Annotated in this window: 23 protein-coding genes; 4 read left to right on the top strand and 19 right to left on the bottom strand. The window is 62.0% G+C overall.

Annotated features, from left to right (window positions below; genetic code table 11):
* Window positions 1–9 precede the first annotated feature (9 nt).
* Together NKI22_RS12510 and NKI22_RS12505 are read right to left on the bottom strand one after the other, a co-directional pair.
* Window positions 10–891 carry a uracil-DNA glycosylase gene (locus tag NKI22_RS12510; protein WP_352850251.1) on the bottom strand — a complete coding sequence of 294 codons (882 nt, stop codon included), beginning with the start codon at window positions 889–891 and terminating at the stop codon, window positions 10–12.
* A 37-nt stretch (window positions 892–928) separates the two neighbouring features.
* Window positions 929–1,573 (bottom strand): hypothetical protein, encoded by a 645-nt coding sequence (locus NKI22_RS12505; RefSeq protein WP_023718372.1) that lies wholly within the window; start codon window positions 1,571–1,573, stop codon window positions 929–931.
* 239 nt (window positions 1,574–1,812) lie between these two features.
* Here NKI22_RS12505 and NKI22_RS12500 point away from each other — a divergent pair, with 239 nt between their 5' ends.
* Entirely contained in the window at window positions 1,813–3,492 is a 1,680-nt protein-coding gene (locus NKI22_RS12500; RefSeq protein WP_352958470.1) for an electron transfer flavoprotein-ubiquinone oxidoreductase, read from the top strand.
* Window positions 3,493–3,602: 110 nt separating this feature from the next.
* On the top strand, window positions 3,603–4,199 hold the full coding sequence (locus NKI22_RS12495; RefSeq protein ID WP_352588719.1) for a DUF922 domain-containing protein: 597 nt from the start codon (window positions 3,603–3,605) through the stop codon (window positions 4,197–4,199).
* Between the two features lie 31 nt (window positions 4,200–4,230).
* Here NKI22_RS12495 and NKI22_RS12490 read toward each other — a convergent pair whose 3' ends face one another.
* From NKI22_RS12490 to NKI22_RS12470, 5 genes are all read right to left on the bottom strand, one after another.
* Window positions 4,231–5,268, bottom strand: coding sequence for an endonuclease/exonuclease/phosphatase family protein (locus tag NKI22_RS12490; protein ID WP_352814774.1), 1,038 nt, complete (start codon window positions 5,266–5,268; stop codon window positions 4,231–4,233).
* 79 nt (window positions 5,269–5,347) lie between these two features.
* A complete protein-coding gene (locus NKI22_RS12485; protein WP_352494832.1) occupies window positions 5,348–6,850 on the bottom strand; it encodes an AMP nucleosidase in 1,503 nt (500 codons plus the stop codon).
* Between the two features lie 83 nt (window positions 6,851–6,933).
* Window positions 6,934–7,128, bottom strand: a complete 195-nt coding sequence (locus NKI22_RS12480) for a hypothetical protein (RefSeq protein ID WP_352814776.1) — start codon at window positions 7,126–7,128, stop codon at window positions 6,934–6,936.
* Between the two features lie 31 nt (window positions 7,129–7,159).
* On the bottom strand, window positions 7,160–7,312 hold the full coding sequence (locus NKI22_RS12475) for a hypothetical protein (RefSeq protein ID WP_023718367.1): 153 nt from the start codon (window positions 7,310–7,312) through the stop codon (window positions 7,160–7,162).
* Window positions 7,313–7,520: 208 nt separating this feature from the next.
* Window positions 7,521–7,865, bottom strand: a complete 345-nt coding sequence (locus NKI22_RS12470) for a DUF2147 domain-containing protein (RefSeq protein WP_352814777.1) — start codon at window positions 7,863–7,865, stop codon at window positions 7,521–7,523.
* A gap of 457 nt (window positions 7,866–8,322) precedes the next feature.
* Between NKI22_RS12470 and NKI22_RS12465 the strand changes: the two genes are divergently transcribed.
* A complete protein-coding gene (locus NKI22_RS12465; RefSeq protein ID WP_010915070.1) occupies window positions 8,323–8,589 on the top strand; it encodes an SEL1-like repeat protein in 267 nt (88 codons plus the stop codon).
* Between the two features lie 377 nt (window positions 8,590–8,966).
* The gene (locus NKI22_RS12460) at window positions 8,967–10,088 is read left to right on the top strand and encodes a branched-chain amino acid ABC transporter substrate-binding protein (RefSeq protein WP_352814779.1); all 1,122 of its coding nucleotides are present in this window, start codon (window positions 8,967–8,969) and stop codon (window positions 10,086–10,088) included.
* A gap of 98 nt (window positions 10,089–10,186) precedes the next feature.
* On the opposite strand, the gene NKI22_RS12455 is transcribed toward NKI22_RS12460, so the two are convergent.
* The 12 genes from NKI22_RS12455 to NKI22_RS12400 form a co-directional block, all read right to left on the bottom strand.
* Window positions 10,187–12,175 (bottom strand): acetyl/propionyl/methylcrotonyl-CoA carboxylase subunit alpha, encoded by a 1,989-nt coding sequence (locus NKI22_RS12455; RefSeq protein ID WP_352814780.1) that lies wholly within the window; start codon window positions 12,173–12,175, stop codon window positions 10,187–10,189.
* Between the two features lie 112 nt (window positions 12,176–12,287).
* The gene (locus NKI22_RS12450; protein WP_023718363.1) at window positions 12,288–12,659 is read right to left on the bottom strand and encodes a hypothetical protein; all 372 of its coding nucleotides are present in this window, start codon (window positions 12,657–12,659) and stop codon (window positions 12,288–12,290) included.
* Between the two features lie 42 nt (window positions 12,660–12,701).
* Window positions 12,702–13,076 (bottom strand): hypothetical protein, encoded by a 375-nt coding sequence (locus NKI22_RS12445; protein WP_023718362.1) that lies wholly within the window; start codon window positions 13,074–13,076, stop codon window positions 12,702–12,704.
* 36 nt (window positions 13,077–13,112) lie between these two features.
* Entirely contained in the window at window positions 13,113–13,481 is a 369-nt protein-coding gene (locus tag NKI22_RS12440; protein ID WP_023718361.1) for a hypothetical protein, read from the bottom strand.
* A gap of 45 nt (window positions 13,482–13,526) precedes the next feature.
* The gene (locus NKI22_RS12435) at window positions 13,527–13,937 is read right to left on the bottom strand and encodes a hypothetical protein (protein ID WP_352814782.1); all 411 of its coding nucleotides are present in this window, start codon (window positions 13,935–13,937) and stop codon (window positions 13,527–13,529) included.
* Between the two features lie 81 nt (window positions 13,938–14,018).
* Window positions 14,019–14,549 carry an O-acetyl-ADP-ribose deacetylase gene (locus NKI22_RS12430; protein ID WP_352814784.1) on the bottom strand — a complete coding sequence of 177 codons (531 nt, stop codon included), beginning with the start codon at window positions 14,547–14,549 and terminating at the stop codon, window positions 14,019–14,021.
* Between the two features lies 1 nt (window position 14,550).
* Complete coding sequence (locus tag NKI22_RS12425; protein ID WP_352814786.1) at window positions 14,551–16,158, bottom strand: carboxyl transferase domain-containing protein; 1,608 nt, start codon at window positions 16,156–16,158, stop codon at window positions 14,551–14,553.
* 4 nt (window positions 16,159–16,162) lie between these two features.
* Window positions 16,163–16,546: a type II toxin-antitoxin system VapC family toxin gene (locus NKI22_RS12420; RefSeq protein WP_352814788.1), complete on the bottom strand. Its 384-nt coding sequence runs from the start codon at window positions 16,544–16,546 to the stop codon at window positions 16,163–16,165.
* Window positions 16,543–16,935: an AbrB/MazE/SpoVT family DNA-binding domain-containing protein gene (locus NKI22_RS12415; RefSeq protein ID WP_023718356.1), complete on the bottom strand. Its 393-nt coding sequence runs from the start codon at window positions 16,933–16,935 to the stop codon at window positions 16,543–16,545. Before NKI22_RS12415 ends, NKI22_RS12420 begins: the two co-directional genes overlap by 4 nt.
* A gap of 82 nt (window positions 16,936–17,017) precedes the next feature.
* Window positions 17,018–18,181, bottom strand: coding sequence for an isovaleryl-CoA dehydrogenase (locus tag NKI22_RS12410; protein ID WP_352814789.1), 1,164 nt, complete (start codon window positions 18,179–18,181; stop codon window positions 17,018–17,020).
* A gap of 47 nt (window positions 18,182–18,228) precedes the next feature.
* Window positions 18,229–18,891, bottom strand: coding sequence for a TetR/AcrR family transcriptional regulator (locus NKI22_RS12405; RefSeq protein WP_352814791.1), 663 nt, complete (start codon window positions 18,889–18,891; stop codon window positions 18,229–18,231).
* A gap of 147 nt (window positions 18,892–19,038) precedes the next feature.
* Window positions 19,039–19,317 (bottom strand): acylphosphatase, encoded by a 279-nt coding sequence (locus NKI22_RS12400; protein ID WP_352937518.1) that lies wholly within the window; start codon window positions 19,315–19,317, stop codon window positions 19,039–19,041.
* Window positions 19,318–19,397: the final 80 nt, after the last annotated feature.

Raw genomic sequence — 19,397 nt, 5'->3', positions numbered from 1 at the left:
GCGCGAACCTCAACTCAGCGCCCGCAACTTCGCCTTCACTTCGAGGAAATCCCGCCACGCCAGCTTCTTGTGCGCCGGCGTCCTCAGGAGATAGGCCGGATGCAGGGTCGGCATGGCGGGAATTGCGACGCCGGATGGGGTCGTGTGGACGCGCCAGTTGCCGCGCAGCCGCAATATGCCTTCGGAGGTGTTGAGCAGGGTCTTTGCCGACGGGCCGCCGAGATTGACCAGCACTTTCGGAGCAACCAACTCGATCTGCCGTTCGATGAACGGCCGGCATATCTCGGTCTCGTGCGGCGTCGGCGTGCGATTGCCCGGTGGCCGCCAGGGAATGACATTGGCGATGTAGACTGAATTTCGATCAAGACCGATCGCGGCCAGGATGTGGTCGAGCAGCCGGCCAGAGCGGCCGACGAACGGCAGGCCCTCTATGTCCTCGTCGCGGCCCGGCGCTTCGCCGACCAGCATCACCTCGGCAGTCGGATTGCCGTCGGCGAACACCAGGTTCTTGGCCGTGAATTTGAGATTGCAGCCGTCGAATGCCGCCATGTGCTGGCGAAGCTCGTCGAGGTTTGCCGCCGACCTCGCCAGTTGCCGCGCTAACGCTGCCTGCGCCTCGTCGGGCACCGTTGCGGTGGCCGGGGGCATTCGCACAACCGGGGCCGTATTCGGTCTCTCGCCCATTTCGGCGCGCGACACGCTCGTCGAGCGTTGCGGCGCCGCATTTTCACCGGCCGGCAGAGCGGCCGCCGCGGGTACCCGCTCCGGCGGCCTGGCTTCTGCAAACCTGTTTACCGGCTGTTCTTCAAGTGCCTCATCGACGCCAGCGCTGGCGTAGAAGGCCAGCAGCTCGGCGAGATCGGCTCGGTTATTGTGGGGGGCGGCAGTCATGGTTTCACATTCGGCCGCGGAGCTTGAATTTGCAAGTTCAGCTCGACGGTATGCGCGGATCCTGCACCAGATAGAACGTCCAGCGCGGCGTGTAGTCGGTGATCAGGAAATAGAAGCTGGCGGTCTTCAGCGGGTCGATCTTGCCGTTCTTGAACAGCAGGCGGTCATACGGTTCGAAATTGCGGTCGAAATCGGCGTAGCTGCTCGACCAGATATTTTCGGGCGTTTTGTTGCGCTGGTCGAACGACAGGCCGTCGCCGAACACGCTCGGCTGGTCGAGGATCTCCTGGAGTTCGAACTGGAACTCGACCCAGGCCTGGCCGCTATTGTTGAGCACGTCGATGCGCATGTACATCAGCCCATTGGCGAAGTCTCCAGCCTTGCCGAACGGCTGGATCGGCTTCGTCGTGCGAATGGCCAGCGTAACCGGCGTCGCTGAATTCAGCTCTTCGGTGATGACGAGCGGATCCTCCTTCGTGCCGACGCCCGAAGCCCCGGTGATGCGGAAGCCGCCGCGCTCGTCGGAAAAGGAGTAGGCGCCGGTCGCCCAGACCAGTCGCGGGTCGGCGCGGGCATCGACGGCCGCCAGCGGCAGAAGCGCCAAGAACGCCGCACGGCAAATCCGGCCGGGCGTGAAAAAAAAGCGCGTCGATGAAAAGCCAGCCGGCCCGAATATGCGCATGGCGGGAAGTATGGCCGATAAGCAAGCCGTCGAACAATTAAAAACATCAGTGCGACATATCTCTACAAACGGAATAGGATTTAAGATTGGTGCTCGCCACCGCGAATCTGTGCGGCAGGACGCGACTTTTTGACGAAATCGGTATTGTCACGTCCGCGCCGGTTTCCCGTCGCTATTTGATGCGCTATGCAGCGCGTGAGCCAGCAAGATGCCGGGAATAGCGAGCCAGTGAGGGGTCGATGAGCGATATCGAACGCGAAAGCATGGAATTCGACGTGGTCATCGTCGGCGCCGGCCCGGCCGGCCTCGCCGCCGCGATCCGTCTCAAGCAGGTCAATCCCGAGCTTTCCGTCGTCGTGCTGGAAAAGGGCGGCGAAGTCGGCGCGCACATCCTGTCCGGCGCCGTCGTCGATCCGATCGGCATCGACCGGCTGTTGCCCGGCTGGCGCGAAGAGGAGGGTCATCCCTTCAGGACACCGGTCACCGACGACCATTTCTTGGTTCTCGGCGCCGCCGGTTCGTTCCGTCTGCCCAATATCCTGATGCCGCCGCTGATGAACAATCACGGCAACTATGTCGTCTCGCTCGGCAATGTCTGCCGCTGGCTGGCGACAAAGGCCGAGGCGCTGGGCGTCGAGATCTATCCGGGCTTTGCCGCGGTCGGCCTGCTCTACAACGAGGCCGGTGCGGTCACCGGCGTCGTCACCGGCGACATGGGCGTCGAGAAGGACGGCACGCACGGCCCGGGCTTTGCGCCGGGCATGGCGCTGATGGGCAAATATGTCTTGATCGGCGAGGGCGCGCGCGGCTCGCTGGCCAAGCAACTGATCGCCAAATATCACCTTTCCGACGGTCGTGAGCCCGGAAAATACGGCATCGGCCTCAAGGAACTCTGGCAGGTCAAACCGGAAAACCACCGGCCGGGCCTTGTCCAGCATTCCTTCGGCTGGCCGCTCGATATGAAGACCGGCGGCGGCTCCTTTCTCTACCATCTCGAGGACAATCAGGTGGCAGTCGGCTTCGTCGTTCACCTGAACTACAAGAACCCCTATCTGTCGCCCTTTGACGAGTTCCAACGCTTCAAGACCCATCCGGCGATCCGCGGCACCTTCGAGGGCGCCAAGCGGCTGGGCTATGGTGCCCGCGCCATCACCGAAGGTGGCTGGCAGTCGGTGCCGAAACTGTCCTTCCCCGGCGGTGCGCTGATCGGCTGCGCGGCCGGCTTCGTCAACGTGCCGCGCATCAAGGGCTCGCACAATGCCGTGCTCTCCGGAATGCTGGCGGCCGAGCATGTCTGTGATGCGATAGCCGCCGGCCGCGCCAATGACGAACTGGCCTCCTATGAGGCCGCCTGGCGCGCCACCGATATCGGCAAGGACCTGAAGAAAGTGCGCAACGTCAAGCCGCTATGGTCGCGCTTCGGCACCATTGTCGGCGTCGGCCTTGGCGGGCTCGACATGTGGCTGAACACGCTGTTCGGCTTCTCGCCCTTCGGCACGATGAAGCACGGCAAGGCCGACTACGCGACGCTGGAACCGGCCGCCGCGCACCAGAAGATCGCCTATCCGAAGCCGGACGGGGTGCTGACCTTCGACCGGCTGTCGTCGGTGTTCCTGTCCAACACCAACCACGAGGAAAACGAGCCGGTCCATCTGCTCGTCGCCGACATGGACCTGCAGAAGCGCTCCGAACATGACGTCTATGCCGGGCCCTCGACGCGTTACTGCCCGGCTAGCATCTACGAATGGGTCGACAAGGACGGCAATGCCGCCGCCGATCCTGCGGCCAAGGATGTGCGCTTCGTCATCAACGCGCAGAACTGTGTGCACTGCAAGACTTGCGATATCAAGGACCCGAACCAGAACATAAATTGGGTGCCGCCACAGGGCGGCGAGGGCCCGGTCTACCAGAACATGTAAGTCACAAGGTTTGCTCCGGACCAAACAAGATGAGGAGCAGCGCAACCGTAGGATTGTTGAATAGACCGCCTGCCTGTGTTTCCTTTCTGTGACGACAGGGAGGAAGGAAAATGCGTCTGGCAGTTCTGACGAGCGCTGTGGCGATCGGGGCGTTGTGCACCCCTTTAGCCTTGGCCGACACTAAAGTATTGGTCAAGACACGAACTTATAACATTGCCGGAACCACCGGCGCGGCCCTGATCGAGGCCATGGATCGCAGTGGGCCGAAGCACGGCTTCATGACCCACGCCATCGCGCAGACCGGCTACAGCGTCGATGATTGGACCTTCGACGCCCATACGGAAAACGGCGTCTGCCGCCTGCACCAGGCCAACGGGACGCTCAATCTCTTCTATACCTATCCCAAACTAGCCTCAGCCACGTCGCCGGCACTGCAGAAGCGGTGGAAGCGGTTCTTCGCTGGCGTCCGCGCCCATGAAGAGACCCATGGCCGCATCGCCAGACAGATGATGCGGGCCACCGAAAAGTCGGTTCGAGGGTTGACAGTCGGTGATGACCCGCACTGTTTCGAGGCACGTCGCGAGGCAAAGCGCCGGATCAATGCCATCTATGCCGAATATGAAGCAAAGCAGAAGGCCTTCGATGCGCGCGAGCATCGCGACGGCGGCCCCGTCGAGCACCTCATCCGCGCTTTTGTGGGCCAATAATAAGCCAAGGTAGAGATTGGACTGCGGATTTTCAGCTTCGGGCCCCGCCAGGCAGCGCCGCAAGCGCGGTCGCCGTCTGGTGCTCGTCGAGCGGCTTTTGTTCATCCGAGCGTAGCGAAAATTCCACCAGCACCGGCAGATGATCTGAGCCGGTGTCCTCAAGGGTCGACGCCGAACGGATGACAATTGCACCTTTGCTGAAAACCTGGTCGATCGGCAGTCCGGCGAAGCGCAGGAAATCCGGCAGCTTTCTGTAGAGCCAGGTCGGCCCGACCGACGGCATTACAGTCAGCTTGCCAAGCGATGCGACGCGCCGGACGGCGGCGCTCCATGGCGCTGCGTTGCAGTCCCCCGCCAGGATCGACGTCTCGCCAAGCGAGGCGATTTCGTCAGACAACCCTCCAATCTGCCGTGATTGGTTGTGCGGCCATGGCCAGGTGAGGTGGATGGCGGCGACATCGACGTCGGTTCCGCCGAAATCGACCGTGGCGATCGCCATCGCGCCGCGGCTGTCGCAGTGCGGCTCTGTGCCCACGGCAAACGGTCGTCTGGACAGCAGCGCAACGCCGAATACGCCATTGGGATACGGGCAGAGGATCCGGTAGGGATAAGCGCCGGACAGCAGCCCAAGCTTTGCCTTCCACATTTCGGACACCTCATCGAGGGTGATCACATCAGGCTGGGTCCGACCGATCAGCGACAGCACCTTCTCAGGCGTTGGATTGTTGAACCTGAGGTTCATCTGCAGCAGGCGGTAGACCGCCTCGCCGCCGGGCCTGGCGTCGTAGGCGGCCTGCACCTGCCATAGCCGCGAAAGCGGCAAGGCATTCGACGTGGTGGCAAAGGCGGCCACCGCAAACAGCAATCCGGCGGCGGCCTGCAGGCGAAACGAGGTGGCGAGCAGCGGCAGCGCGCAAAGCGCCATCAAGAAGGCAAAATGAACGCGGAAATGAGCAAAAGAATCGAAGGCCGGATGCAGCGATCCGAAGAACCCGGCCACCAGCGCGACCGAGAGTGCAAGCATTGCGACGAACGCCAGCGCAACCGTCATGTCTCGAACACGTGCCATCGCTTTGTCTATCGGCAGAAATGCGGTTCAATCAAGATGACGAAATGTCCTGACCTGGACCGACAAATGCGATCGGCACTTACTGGAAGGCAGTTTCCGAAAAGCTCCTGAGCTTGCGCGAATGCAGCCGCTCCATCGGCATTTCGGCCAGCTTCTCCATCGCCCTGATGCCGATGGTCAAATGCTGCGCCACTTGCCGCTTGTAGAATTCGGTCGCCATGCCAGGCAGCTTCAATTCGCCATGCAGGGGCTTGTCGGAGACGCAAAGCAGCGTGCCATAGGGTACCCGGAAGCGAAAGCCGTTGGCGGCGATCGTCGCCGATTCCATATCGAGCGCGATCGCCCGCGACTGCGACAGCCGCTGCACCGGCCCGCGCTGGTCGCGCAGCTCCCAATTGCGGTTGTCGATGGTGGCGACGGTGCCGGTGCGCATGATGCGCTTGAGGTCGTAGCCGGAAAGCCCGGTGACCTCGGCGACCGCTTCCTGCAGCGCCACCTGGATTTCAGCCAACGGCGGAATCGGCACCCAGACCGGAAGGTCGTCGTCGAGGACATGGTCTTCCCGTACATACGCATGCGCCAGCACATAATCCCCCAGCGCCTGCGTGTTGCGCAGACCGGCGCAATGGCCGAGCATCACCCAGGCATGCGGCCGGAGCACCGCGATATGGTCGGTGATCGTCTTGGCGTTGGAAGGGCCAACGCCAATATTGACCATGGTGATGCCGCCATGGTTCGGCTTCTTCAGATGATAGGCCGGCATCTGCGGCAGGCGAGGCGGCGCGGCACCCTCACCGGGCGCGCTGTCCCCGACTTTGGTCACAATATTGCCCGGCTCGACGAACTCGACGTATCCGTCACCGCCATTGGCCATCAAATCGCGTGCACGGGCGACGAATTCGTCGATATAGAACTGGTAATTGGTGAACAGCACGAAGTTCTGGAAATGCTGGGGACTGGTCGCGGTGTAATGCGACATCCGATGCAGCGAATAGTCGATCCGTTGCGCGGTGAACGGTGCCAGCGGCCGTGCCTCGCCCAATGCCACTTCGAACGTGCCGTTGGCGATCTGGTCGTCGGTGCCGTCGAGATCCGGCACGTCGAACAGGTCACGGATCGGCCGTTTAATGCGCTCGGCAGCAGTGCCGTCGACATGCGTGCCTTCGAGAAAGGCGAAATGCAGCGGGATGGGAGTGGTCGATTCCGAAACCGTGACCGGAACGCCGTGGTTGCGCATGATCAGCCGAAGCTGTTCGGTGAGATAGCTTTCGAAAAGGGCAGGCTGGGTGACGGTGGTCGAGAAATGCCCCGGCGTCGGCATGTGGCCATAGGCCTGCCGCGAGTCGATCTGGGTGAACGAACTCGTGGTGACGCCGATCTCCGGATAGAAGGCCCGGTAGCGTTTGTTGTTGTCGCCGCCCGCGGCGAGCGCGGCAAATGAATCGCGCAGGAACTTGGTATTGCGGTCGTAAAGCACCTGCAGGGCGGCGACCGCCTTCTTGGCGTCGTTGAAGCTCTGTCGGCCAAACGGCTCCGGCGTGACGACCGATTCAATGGCTTGGGGATAGATTCGCTTTTCCATGACCCAATATAGAGAGTTGGGCGCGCGGTTGGGAGGGGGTAAGGCGGTCTCAGAACGCTGTTGGGCGTTTTCTTTCCTGCGATTCAACCGCGCCGCAGGCTGACCAGCAGCACAAAGCCGAGACCGGACTTCCTCAGCGCAGGCGCCTCGATGGTCGAACCGGCATCGGCGCGCATCGTCGGTACGGCCAGAACCGGGGTCGCCAGAAGCATTAGGATGAGCGCCGTCCGCGGCAGAAGCCGAAGGGTCTTGAGGACGTTGGCGGTGAGGTGGGTCATGGCGTGGTTTTCTAGATTCTCGCTGTCGGGTTCAGTGGCGAAGCTGGTTCGGGCAACCGAGCCGGCAGGAAATGGCGACGTCCCAGGCGCGGGCCGGACGGCCGGCTTCGGCGACAAGGACAGCGAACAACATGCCGAACAGGCTCATCAGCAGGCAGACGATGGTGAAGCGGCGGGCAAGCATTGCGCGGTGTCTCCTTCAACACGCATGACAATGCCTTGCCCCGGCTGAACCAGCTCTGATGCCGGCGTTCATCTGGGGTTCAAAATGGTTGATGATCTCTGGACGGGCCGCCTTGAAAGCAGCGACCGATGGCGACGCCGTGGCTGCGAGACCGATAACATGAAAACGGGGCCAACTGGCCCCGCTCATCCCGGCAGGAATGGCTCGATCAGAGCTTATGCCAGGTCTGGCTCTTGCAGATCAGCCCGCCGAGCACGCAGCCGCTCATCTTGAGCGAACTGCCGGAAAGCGACGCCTTGCCCGAATAGGTCTTGTCGGTTTTCGGGTCGGTTATCGTGCCGGCATATTTGTTGTCGCCGGCCACCCTCAGTGAACCGATGTTCTTGCCGGCAAATTTGCCGGATTTGAGCGTAATCGAAAATGCCCCGCCGCCACCCGAAATGGCGGCAGTCGATCCGGCTTGCGTTTTCCAATTGCCTTCGATCGGATCGGCCCATGCCGCGCCGGTCATCATTATTGCGGCCGCGAGGGCCAGGCTCACTTGTCGAAACATGTCTCTCCTCCCTCAGGCAAGTCCAATCGGGCTCCGTCCCGGCTGTCTGCCCCTTACGCAAACGTAAGCTAGTCCAGCTCCCGGAAAAACAAAAGCGGTGCCGCGAGGGAAGGGTTGCGGGTTTTTGCCCGCTCCCGAACGGCCGCGCCGGTGAAAATGAAACGGGCCGCACACGTCTTTATCTTCCGTGGTTAGCGGAGTCTTGATCCGTGCCTCGCAAGTTTTCTTCAAATTTTGTGCGAACCGGCGCGATTGCTGGCTTTGTATCCTTAACGAATTTTCGCGTTTACCTCTTGTTTTAGCTTTGTTTTCCTCAAATTAAGCACGCCATTTAACGACGGATTCAAGCCTCCGCGGCATTCTCGAAAGCATCGAAAGAGCGGCCGCCCCCGAAGGTAGTCAAGGACACCGAGGGACAGACGGAGACAGCTCTCGGGAGCCAGAACAGGGGATTGAAATGGCACGTTTTGAAATGCTTGAAGCCGGCTTCGGCGCCATGGGGGCAACTGCCCAGGCCGATATTCTTTTCGAGTTGGGCATGATGTATGCGACCGGCCGCGATTGCGAGACCGATGTCGTCGCCGCCCACAAATGGTTCAATATCGCCGCGATCAAGGGTTCGGCGCGCGCAGCGGAACTGCGCTCTGAATTGTCGGCCGCCATGTCGAAGGTTGAGATCGCCAAGGCGCTCCGCGAAGCCCGCGAATGGATGACGATGCACTGAATTCGTCAACGTCGACTTCACGGGGTACTGAGTTCACGACAGGGACGCTTCGGGTCAAAGCCGCGCAGATGGCGGGGCCCGAAAAATCAAGGCCGCGCAAGACGGCTGGGCCAAGAAGATCAAGAACACGGCAGCGGCTGAGCAATAGACAGGGAAGGCGAGCGGGTCCTGGCGCGGCTGCGTTGGGAAGCTCATGACAAAAGCCGCGACCGGCCGGAACAAGGCTGGCGCGGCTTTGTCTTTGGGACCGCGTGTTGCAGGCCCAATCGAGTGCCGACGATGCGCCTAGACAGCTCCGGTGAAGGATGAAATTCTCCCGCCACTCTGGAAGAGGCGCGGCCGGGACGGTCGCGCGAGAGTGGAGGAGTTGTGTCACCATGAAGAAATTCAGTATTTTGAGCGCCGCCATATTTGGCCTGATGATGACCGCGCCGGTCGCCTTCGCCGACGACATCACCTTTTCGGTGGTCGGACCGATGACCGGTCAGCTTGCCACCATCGGCGACCAGTTCAAGCAGGGCGCGCAAGCCGCCTCCGACGCGATCAACGCGGCGGGCGGCGTCGACGGCCGCCAGATCAAGCTCGACATCGAGGACGACCAGTGCGATCCGAAGCAGGCAGTTTCGGTCGCGAACCGCATCATCGCCAATGGTGTCAAGTTCATCGATGGCCATGCCTGCTCGGGCTCCAGCATCCCGGCCTCCGCTGTCTACGCCGAAGCCGGTGCGCTGATGATGAGTCCGGCTTCCTCGAACCCGGTGCTGACCGACGCAGCGGCGAAGGCCGGCTGGCCGACGATCATGCGCCTCTATACGCGCGACGATGCGCAGGGCGCTTTCATCGGTCCATGGATCGCCAAGAAATATGCCGGCAAGAACGTCGTCATCATGCACGACAAGAGCGCCTATGGGCAGGGTGTGGCCGATGCCGTCAAGGCAACGATGAACCAGAACGGTCTCAAGGAGATCCTCTACGAGGGCATCAACGCTGGCGAGAAGGACTACTCCGCGCTTGTTACCAAGCTCAAGGAGCTGAAAGCTGATGTCGTCTATTTCGGCGGCTATCATCCCGAAGCGGGCCTCATCCTGCGCCAGTCGGCGGAGCAGAACCTCAAGTTCCAGCTGATCATGCCGGACTCGATCGCTTCGCCGGAATTCTGGCAGGTTGCCGGTCCGGCCGGTGAAGGCACCATGTTCGTCTTCCCATCGGATCCGCAGGCGAAGCCCGAAGCCAGGGAAGCCATCGCCAAAATCAAGGCCGGCGGCTTCGTGCCGGAGGGCTTCACGCTGTTTTCCTATGCGGTGATCCAGGCCTTCGCCGAAGGCATCAAGCGCGCCGGCAGCGACGACCCGGCCAAGGTCGCTGAAGCGTTGAAGAACGGCCAGCCGATCAGCACGGTTGTCGGTCCGGTCACCTTCGACGAGAAAGGCGACCTCAAGAACGCCAGCTACGACATCAACCAGTGGCACGACGGCAAATACGCCCCGATCCAGCCGTAATGGCCGCGGCGCCGCAAGCTGCGCTGGTGTAATCGAACATGGCCGGGGTCAAACCCGGCCATGTTGTTCTTGGCGATGCCTTTGTGACGCGTTCGAGATCACTTCGTGGATAGGGAAACAGCAGTCAGCTGTGGTTCCTCGGCAAAGCGAACCAGCACGGTTCCGTCGGTGACCTGCGCGCCTTCGGCAGCGATTTCGGCGATTACCCCGTCATGGGGGGCGGCAATGGTGTGCTCCATCTTCATCGCCTCCAGGATCAGCAGCGGCTGCCCCTTGATTACGGCCTCGCCTTTGCCAGCACGAACCAATTTGACCAGTCCCGGCATTGGCGCGCGCAGGCTGCCGGAAGCGGCTGCGGCTTCGTCGGCCCGCGCCAGCGGATCCGGCACGGCAAAACCGTAGCCGATGGCGCCTTCGAAGACCGTGACGTGGCCCGGCCAGCGGGCGAGGCGAGGCGCGGCGCGGAGATCATGCGAATTGGCGCTGTCATAGGGGGCATCCAGCGCCACCTCGAACCGCCCGTCCGGCCGCACCGATACGCGCGCGACGATCCCCTGCTCGCCAAATCTCAGCAGCGTGCGCCGCGCCGCCGCGTGGAAATGCGCATAGCCGGCCAGTGACGACCAGGGATCGTCGGAGGACGGCAAGTCGCCCGCACCAGACGCGGCAAGTGCCGCAGCGGCAATCGTCTCACCGCTCGGCGGCGGAACCGCCGTCAGCGCCTGCTGATGCCTGGCGATCAGGTCGGTATCGACATCGCCCGCCGCAAAATCCGCATCAGCGGCCAGCGCGGCAAGAAAGGCGGTGTTGACCGTCGAGCCGGCGATTTCGGTCTGCGACAGCGCCGCGCCGAGTGCCGTGAGCGCCGTCCGCCTGTCCTTGCCATGGATGACCAGCTTGGCGATCATCGGATCGTAAAACGGCGAGATCGCATCGCCGGCGCGCACACCGGTTTCGATGCGCATGCTCGCACCTTCGGGCGCCGGTTGCGGAAATTTTAAATGGTGCAAGGTGCCGGTCGCCGGCAAAAACCCTCTTGCTGCGTCCTCGGCATAGATGCGCGCCTCGAAGGCGTGGCCGGAGAGCGCGACCTCGCTCTGCGTCTTCGGCAGTTTTTCGCCGGAGGCCACCCGCAACTGCCACTCGACCAGGTCGATGCCGGTGACCATTTCGGTGACCGGGTGCTCGACCTGCAGGCGGGTGTTCATTTCCATGAACCAGAAACGGTCGGCCTTCAGACCTTGCGAGGCATCGACGATGAACTCGATGGTGCCGGCGCCGGAATAGTGGATTGCCTTGGCGGCCTTCACCGCCGCCTCGGTCATCGCCTTGCGCAACGCCGGCGTCATGCCGGGGGCAGGCGCCTCCTCGATCACCTTCTGGTGGCGGCGTTGCGCCGAGCAGTCGCGCTCGTAGAGGTGCACGACATTGCCGAAACTGTCGCCGAATATCTGCACTTCGATGTGGCGCGGCTTGTCGACATATTTTTCCACCAAAACGCGGTCGTCACCGAAGGCCGCCTTCGCCTCGCGCCGCGCGCCAGACAGTGCTTCCGAAAAATCATCGGGATGCTCGACGCGCCGCATGCCCTTGCCGCCGCCACCGGCGCGCGCCTTGATCAATACGGGGTAGCCGATCTCGCGCGCCTTGGAGGCGAGCAACACGATCTCCTGCGCCTCGCCATGATAGCCCGGCACCACCGGCACGCCGGCCTTTTCCATCAGCCGCTTAGCCGCGTCCTTCAATCCCATGGCGCGGATCGAGGCCGCCGACGGCCCGATGAAGATCAGCCCCGCCGCGACCACCTGGTCGACGAAGTCGGGATTTTCCGAGAGAAAGCCGTAGCCCGGATGAATGGCCTCGGCACCCGTGGCCAAGGCCGCCGCGATGATCTTGTTACCCCGCAGATAGCTTTCGCCGGCAGGCGAGGGACCGATATGCACCGCCTCGTCCGCCGTCTCGACATGCAAGGCGCGAGCGTCGGCGTCAGAATAGACGGCGACGCTGCGCACACCCATCCTGCGTGCCGTGCGGATCACCCGGCAGGCGATCTCGCCACGGTTGGCGATCAGGATCTTGGCGAACATCGGGCCTCCACAGGCAGAGCTCGCCGCCAACGGCGCGAATTCTCTTCACGCGAGCTGCGGCAATACCCCGCTTTGTAATCTGGCCGTCAAAGGATAGGCAAGCGAGGCCTGCCTACTTGGAGGCCGCGATTTCGCAAGCTCCACCGGTCGTGACCTTGTAATGGCTGCGGGTGGCCTGGCAGGATTTCATAGCCATATCCTCGGCAGCCTTTTGCGAGGGCGCATTCAAGCGCGAGCCGCACATGATGTACAACGAACGCACTCTGGAATACGGAGTGGTCGCATAGGCTGAATGGCCGCTGGCCGCCACATACGCCTTATATGCCTTGGTACACGGCCGATCCGCGGTTGCCGGCAAATACGGGTAGAAACGGACGTCGCCCTTGCTTCCAGCTAGCGATTCGGCGGCGCCAATATTCGGTGCAGAGGCCACGAACAGTGCAAGTACCAATATGGTTGCTCGCCTGATGGATAAAGATTTCATTGCCCAACCCATTTGAAAAACCAAAGACTGGCAGATATTCAGCTATTTGGAGGCGGCTATTTCGCAGCCTCCGCCTGTCGTAACCTTATAACTGTTGCGGGTGGCCTGACAGGATTTTAACGCCAACTCTTCGGCAGCTTGCTGTGATGGTGCATTCAAGCGCGAGCCGCATATGATGTACAGCGAACGCACCCGGGAATACGGAGTGCTTGCATAGGCCGAATGGCCACCGGCCGCTACATAGGCCTTGTAAGCCATGGTGCATGGATCCTTCGGATTCTTCGGCAAATAGGGGTAGAAACGGGTCTCGCCCTTGCTTCCCGCCAGCGATTCCGCCGTTCCTATGCCAGGTGCCGTGAATACAAGAAAGCCGGCAAGTATCGAAGCGATTGTACTTTTGACGTGTCTCGGTGTCATTTTTCCCCCTGGAAGAGCGAACGCCAACAGCATCTCCTACTTGGAGGCAGCGATGCTGCAAGCTCCCGCGGTTGTGACCTTGTAGCTCCTCTTGGCTGACTGGCAGGATTTCAGCGCCTGCGCCTCTGCAGCCTTTTGCGACGTTGCATTTGCACGCGCGCAAATCATGAACTCGGTCGCCCAATTGAATGGAGTCGACGCATAAGCGGAATGGCTGCCGGTCGCCACATAGGCCCTGTATGCCTTCTGACAGCCTCCCGTCGAGCCAGGTGCGAAATAGACGGGATAGCGGCTGTCGCCCTTGCTTCCCGCCAGCGACTCCGCTGCTCCGATACCGGGCGCCCCCAACACGAGCAACCCTGCAAATATGGATACAGTTGTTTTCTGAAAAAGCTGAAGTCTCATCTTCGCCCTATCCCCCATTGCTATCTGGCGCTTTGATGCCGAAAGCTACTTGGAAGCGACTACGCCGCAGCCGCCGACCATGTCCACTTTGAACTTCTTGCGACCGGATTCGCATGACTTAAGCGCGAGCGCTTCGGCAGCCTTCTGGGACGGTGCGTTAATGTGCACGCCGCAGACGAAATACAGGACCCTTGCTCCGGTGATGGTCGATGCGTAGGCGGAATGACCGGCCGCAGCCACATAGGCGTTGTAGGCCTGCCTGCAATTGCCTTCCGAGCCTTGCTGAGGGAGATACACGAAGGAACGCTTGTCGCCGACTTTCCCAGCCAGCGACGCCGCTGCACTGGCGCCAGGCGTCGCTAATATAAGCAACCCCGCAAGTATAGACGCAGTTCTTTCCTTGAAAAGCCGCCGTTTCATCTTCGCCCAATCCCCATTGGTATTTGCGATGACCAATAGCCGTGATTCTTTCGGCTGGCCAGATGAAGAAGCAAAAAAAGGTCTGGAGGTGTGGACGGGTTCGTCGCCCGCGCAGGGTCACACCCTGCCGAGTGCAGCAACGATCCGCTGATACAGTTCGGCCGTCGGCTCGTCGAAGCAGCAGAAAATGACGGTTTCCGGAACGATATTCTGGCCGATGAAGGCACTCACGGTACCGACAGCAATTTGCGTCGCCTGATCCTTAGGATAGCGGTAGACACCGGTCGAGATCGCTGGAAACGCCACCGTCCGGCAGTCCTTTGCGGCGGCGATTTCGAGTGACCGGCGATAGCAGGAGGCGAGCAGCTCGGCTTCTCCTTTGCCGCCGCCTTGCCAGACCGGTCCGACCGTGTGGATGATGTAGCGTGCCGGCAGCCTGTAGCCCTTGGTGAGCTTTGCCTCGCCAACCTTGCAGCCATTCAGCATCCGGCATTCGAACTCAAGCTCGGGGCCGGCCGCGCGGTGAATGGCGCCGTCCACGCCACCGCCGCCGAGAAGCGAGGTGTTGGCGGCATTGACGATGGCATCGACCGCCAGCTTCGTGATGTCGCCGGTGTGAACGCGAATCCTCTGGCCGACTGCGCTCATCTCACATCCTGAACACGCCGAACCGGGTCTCCTCGATCCCGGCGTTCAGCGCGGCCGACAGGCTAAGCGCCAGCACCTCGCGGGTCTTCGCCGGATCGATGATGCCGTCGTCCCAGAGCCTTGCCGACGAATAGAGCGGGTGCCCTTCATGCTCGTACTTCATCAGGATCGGCTTCTTGAATTTGGCTTCCTCTTCGACGCTCCACTCGCCACCCTTGCGCTCGATGCCTTCGCGCTTGACGACGGCCAGCACCGTTGCTGCCTGTTCGCCGCCCATCACCGAGATGCGGGCATTCGGCCACATCCACAGGAAGCGTGGCGAATAGGCGCGTCCGCACATACCGTAATTGCCGGCGCCGAACGAGCCGCCGATGATCACGGTCACCTTCGGCACCTTGGCCGTTGCGACCGCCATGACCAGCTTGGCGCCATCCTTGGCGATGCCGCCGGCCTCGTACTTTCGCCCGACCATGAAACCGGTGATGTTTTGCAGGAAGACCAGCGGGATCTTGCGCTGGCAGCACAGCTCGATGAAGTGCGCGCCCTTCAGCGCGCTTTCCGAAAACAGCACGCCATTGTTGGCGACGATGCCGACCGGCATGCCGCTGAGGTGGGCGAAGCCGGTGATCAGCGTGGTGCCGTAATTCTGCTTGAACTCATCGAACTCGGAGCCGTCGACGATGCGGGCGATCACCTCGCGCACGTCGTAAGGCTGGCGCAAATCCGTCGGTACGATGCCGTAGAGTTCATGTGGATCGTGAAGCGGCGGAATCGATTTCTTCAGGGCCAGGCTTACAGTCTTGTTCCGATTCAGGTTTTTGACGATACGCCGGCATATTGCCAGCGCATGTTCGTCGTCGAGCGCATAGTGATCGGCAACGCCGGAAAGCCTTGTGTGCACGTCGGCACCACCGAGGTCCTCGGCGGTGACGTCCTCGCCGGTGGCCGCCTTCACCAGCGGCGGCCCGCCGAGAAAGATGGTCGCCTGGTTGCGCACCATGATTGTCTCGTCCGACATCGCGGGCACATAGGCGCCGCCGGCCGTGCATGAACCCATGACGCAGGCGATCTGCGGAATGCCGGCGGCCGACATGTTGGCCTGGTTGTAGAAGATGCGGCCGAAATGATCGCGGTCGGGAAACACCTCGTCCTGATTGGGCAGATTGGCGCCGCCGCTGTCGACGAGGTAGACGCAAGGCAGATTGTTCTGTAGCGCGATCTCCTGTGCACGCAGATGCTTCTTCACCGTCAGTGGATAATAGGTGCCGCCCTTCACCGTGGCGTCATTGACGACGACCATGACTTCGGTGCCTTCGACGCGGCCGACGCCGGCGATGAGGCCGGCCGAGGAGATGTCCTCGCCATACATCGACCACGCCGCGAACTGGCCGATCTCGAGGAAGGGCGAGCCGGTATCGAGCAATTGGGCAAGACGTTGCCGCGGCAGGAGCTTGCCGCGCGAAACATGCCGCTCACGCGCTTCCTCCGAGCCGCCGCGTTCGACCGTGGCAGCCTTTTCCGCAATATCGGCGACCAGCGCCCGCATGCGCTCGGCATTAGCGCGGAAGATATCAGAGACGGGCGAGATCTGCGAGGTGAGGGGGGCCATGGCGCTACCGGATCAGCTCGATCTTGCAGCCGACATCCAGGTCGCTCCAGTCGCGATCGGCGGTGACGGCAATGGCGTTCTCGCGAATCGCCAGCGCCAGGCAGGCCCGATCGCCCAGCGACAAGCCGCGATGCCGCGTCAGTTGGCGAAGCTGCCCGGCGGCGATGCCCATCGCTTCGTCGAAAACGGCGATCGGCATGCCGAGACTGCCGAGGTCGTCGGCAGCCTGTTCCAAGCTGCGTCCCTTGTCGATCAGCTTGGCAATGATCTCGGCCGCATTGACCGAGCTGCATTGTGCATCCGGCGCGAACCCCAAAGCACTCTCGGTGCCTTGCTCGTTGAGCAGGATTGCGAGCGCCGCCGAGCTGTCCATGACGTATGGCTTCATTTCACCCGCTTTCCCGTCGTCCCTTCGGCGTGAAGCCGGTCGAGACGCTTGTCGCTTCGACGCTGCTCTTCCCGCCGCTCCTTCAGAAATTCGTCGACGACGCTTTCACCGGGCTGTTTCAGCGCCGACAATTCGGCCTGAACGCGTCGCAGATTCTGCAGCCACGATCTTACCCGCAGTTCGCCGTTTTCGACATGAAGGATCATATCCTCGCCAGGCTTCACGCCCATCTCCTCGCGCATCGCAGCAGGGATGACGAAGCGCCCGCCCTCGCCAAGCTTGACGCGCTCGCGTTTCGCCGGAACCCGAAGCCGCGTTTTGCGAGCGCCAGCATCGAACTGTGCTTGCGGATCTTCGTCAAATCCGGACTTTCCCGTTCTGCCCGCCATGGTCCGTCTCGCTTGTATTTATGGCATATGTCCCGAAGTATGCCATATCGTGCGGCTTCTGGCAAATCTCAAAAGAATGCCATTAGGCGCCCTCCGCCATGATTTCCCGCCCGATCAGCCAGCGACGGATTTCGCTGGTGCCGGCGCCGATCTCGTAGAGCTTGGCGTCGCGCAGCAGCCGGCCGGTCGGGTAATCGTTGATGTAACCGTTGCCGCCCAAAAGCTGGATGGCGTCGAGCGCCATCAGCGTCGCCTTTTCGGCGGCGAACAGCACGCACCCGGCGGCGTCCTTGCGCGTCGTCTCACCGCGATCGCAGGCGGCGGCTACGGCATAGACGTAAGCACGCGCCGCGTTCAGCGTCGCGTACATGTCGGCGAGCTTGCCTTGCACCAGCTGGAATTCGCCGATCGGCTGGCCGAACTGCTTGCGTTCATGCACGTAAGGTATCGCCACGTCGAGGCACGCCGCCATCAGCCCGATCGGCCCGCCGGCCAGCACGGCGCGTTCGTAGTCGAGGCCCGACATCAGCACCTCGACGCCGCGCCCTTCCTCGTGCAGCACATTGTCGAACGGCACTTCGACATTGTCGAACACCAGCTCGCCGGTGTTCGAGCCGCGCATGCCGAGCTTGTCGAGCTTTTGCGCAACGGAAAAACCGGCAAAAGCCTTTTCGACGATGAAAGCGGTGATGCCGCGCGAATGGAGTTCCGGATCGGTCTTGGCGTAGACGACCAGCGTCTCGGCATCCGGCCCGTTGGTGATCCACATTTTGGTGCCGTTGAGCACGTAGCGATCATTGCGCTTTTCGGCGCGCAGGCGCAGCGACACGACATCTGAGCCGGCACCCGATTCCGACATCGCCAGTGCCCCGACCTTTTCGCCGCTGCAGAGCGAAGGCAGATATTTTTCTTTCTGCGCCTGCGTCGCCCAGCGGTTGATCTGATTGACGCAGAGGTTGGAATGGGCGCCGTAAGAGAGGCCGACCGAGGCCGAGGCGCGCGAAATCTCCTCCATCGCCACGACATGGGCGAGGTAGCCCATGCCGCTGCCGCCGAAATCGGGATCGGCGGTGATGCCGAGCAGGCCGAGCCCGCCGAGCTCCACCCACAGATGTGCCGGGAATTCGTTCGAGCGGTCGATCTCGGCGGCTATCGGCGCGATTTTCTCCTGGGCGAAGCGCCGCACCAGATCGCGCAGCGCCTCAATGTCTTCATCAAGCCCGAAGTTGAGCGTCTGCGTGTACATGCCGTTCCTCCCGGCGCACGACCCCGAAATCGGGATCATGCGCGAAATCAAAGTGCTACAGCGTCCTTTGCGCGCTCGAATGGACGCACGGTGCCGTGGCTCGTCCTCGCTCCATCGCTCTTTGCTCCAACAAGGCGCATTGTCATTGCTAGATATGTAGCGGTGACTTCGGCGATCGACAGCCGTTCGCCCGGCCGGAACCAGACGATGACGCCGGTCATCATCTGGATCAGCGCCATGGCGGTGAGCCCGGTGTCCTCGACGCTGAACAAGCCCGCTTCGACGCCGTCGCGCAGAATGGCGCGCAGCTCCTTCTCGTAAGCGGTGCGCATGCGCAGGATCTGCGTGAGTCTTTCGTGCGACAGGCTGCGCAGCTCCATGTTCGAGACATGGGTGGAATGGCGGCGTTCGACGTGGAAAGCGATGTGGTTTTCGACATAGGCGGCGAGCCGCGCTGCCGGATCGGCGCCGACAGGGCGTGTTGCGCGCCACGCCTCGATCAAGCCTTCCATATGCTCGCGCATCAGCGTGAACAGAAGGTCCTGCTTGGTCGGGAAGTAGCGGTAAAGCGCCGCTGCCTGGACGCCGACCTCGGCCGCCAGCTGGCGCATCGACATCGCCTCGTAGCCGAGACGCGCAATCAGGCTGACCGCCGCCTCGCGGGCCGCAGCTTCGGTCTTCTCGCCGTCGGAGCCGGTCGTACGCGCCATGATAAGCTCGCCTTTTCGCGAACAATAAAACAAACGTTCAATTAATTCAAGGATCCGAGGTTCGGTCAGGGCAATGGCTTCAGGTTTGCTCTATCTGCACCCCAGAGATTTTGTGCGATGGAAGCGAATGAGCAGGATCATGCCTTTCTAGGCAACAATCCTGAAACCCGCGGACATGTCGCGTGCCTCGATCGCCTCGACGTCAACTTTCGAAACCGCTGCCCCTGGCGGCCCTTGCCGAAGCCGTTCGATCATTGTCGAGACCGCCGCATCGGCACCTGCAATCGAGGCTGTCACCGAGCCGTCAACTTCGTTGCGCACCCAACCGGCAAGGCCAAGTCCAGACGCCTCGCGCCGCGCCCAGACCCGATAGCTGACGCCCTGCACCTTGCCGTATATGCGTACCTGCACCGTCCGGTCGGCCATCGCGCTCTCCATCTTCTGAGTCGAGTCTGGCGCATCGCTGTGCAAATTCAACCAGGCAACGTGCATCGAAGGTCTCTCTG

It is taken from the genome of Mesorhizobium sp. M0778 (assembly GCF_040320105.1).
Classification (GTDB): domain Bacteria; phylum Pseudomonadota; class Alphaproteobacteria; order Rhizobiales; family Rhizobiaceae; genus Mesorhizobium.
This window is presented reverse-complemented; position numbering and strand designations above follow the sequence as displayed.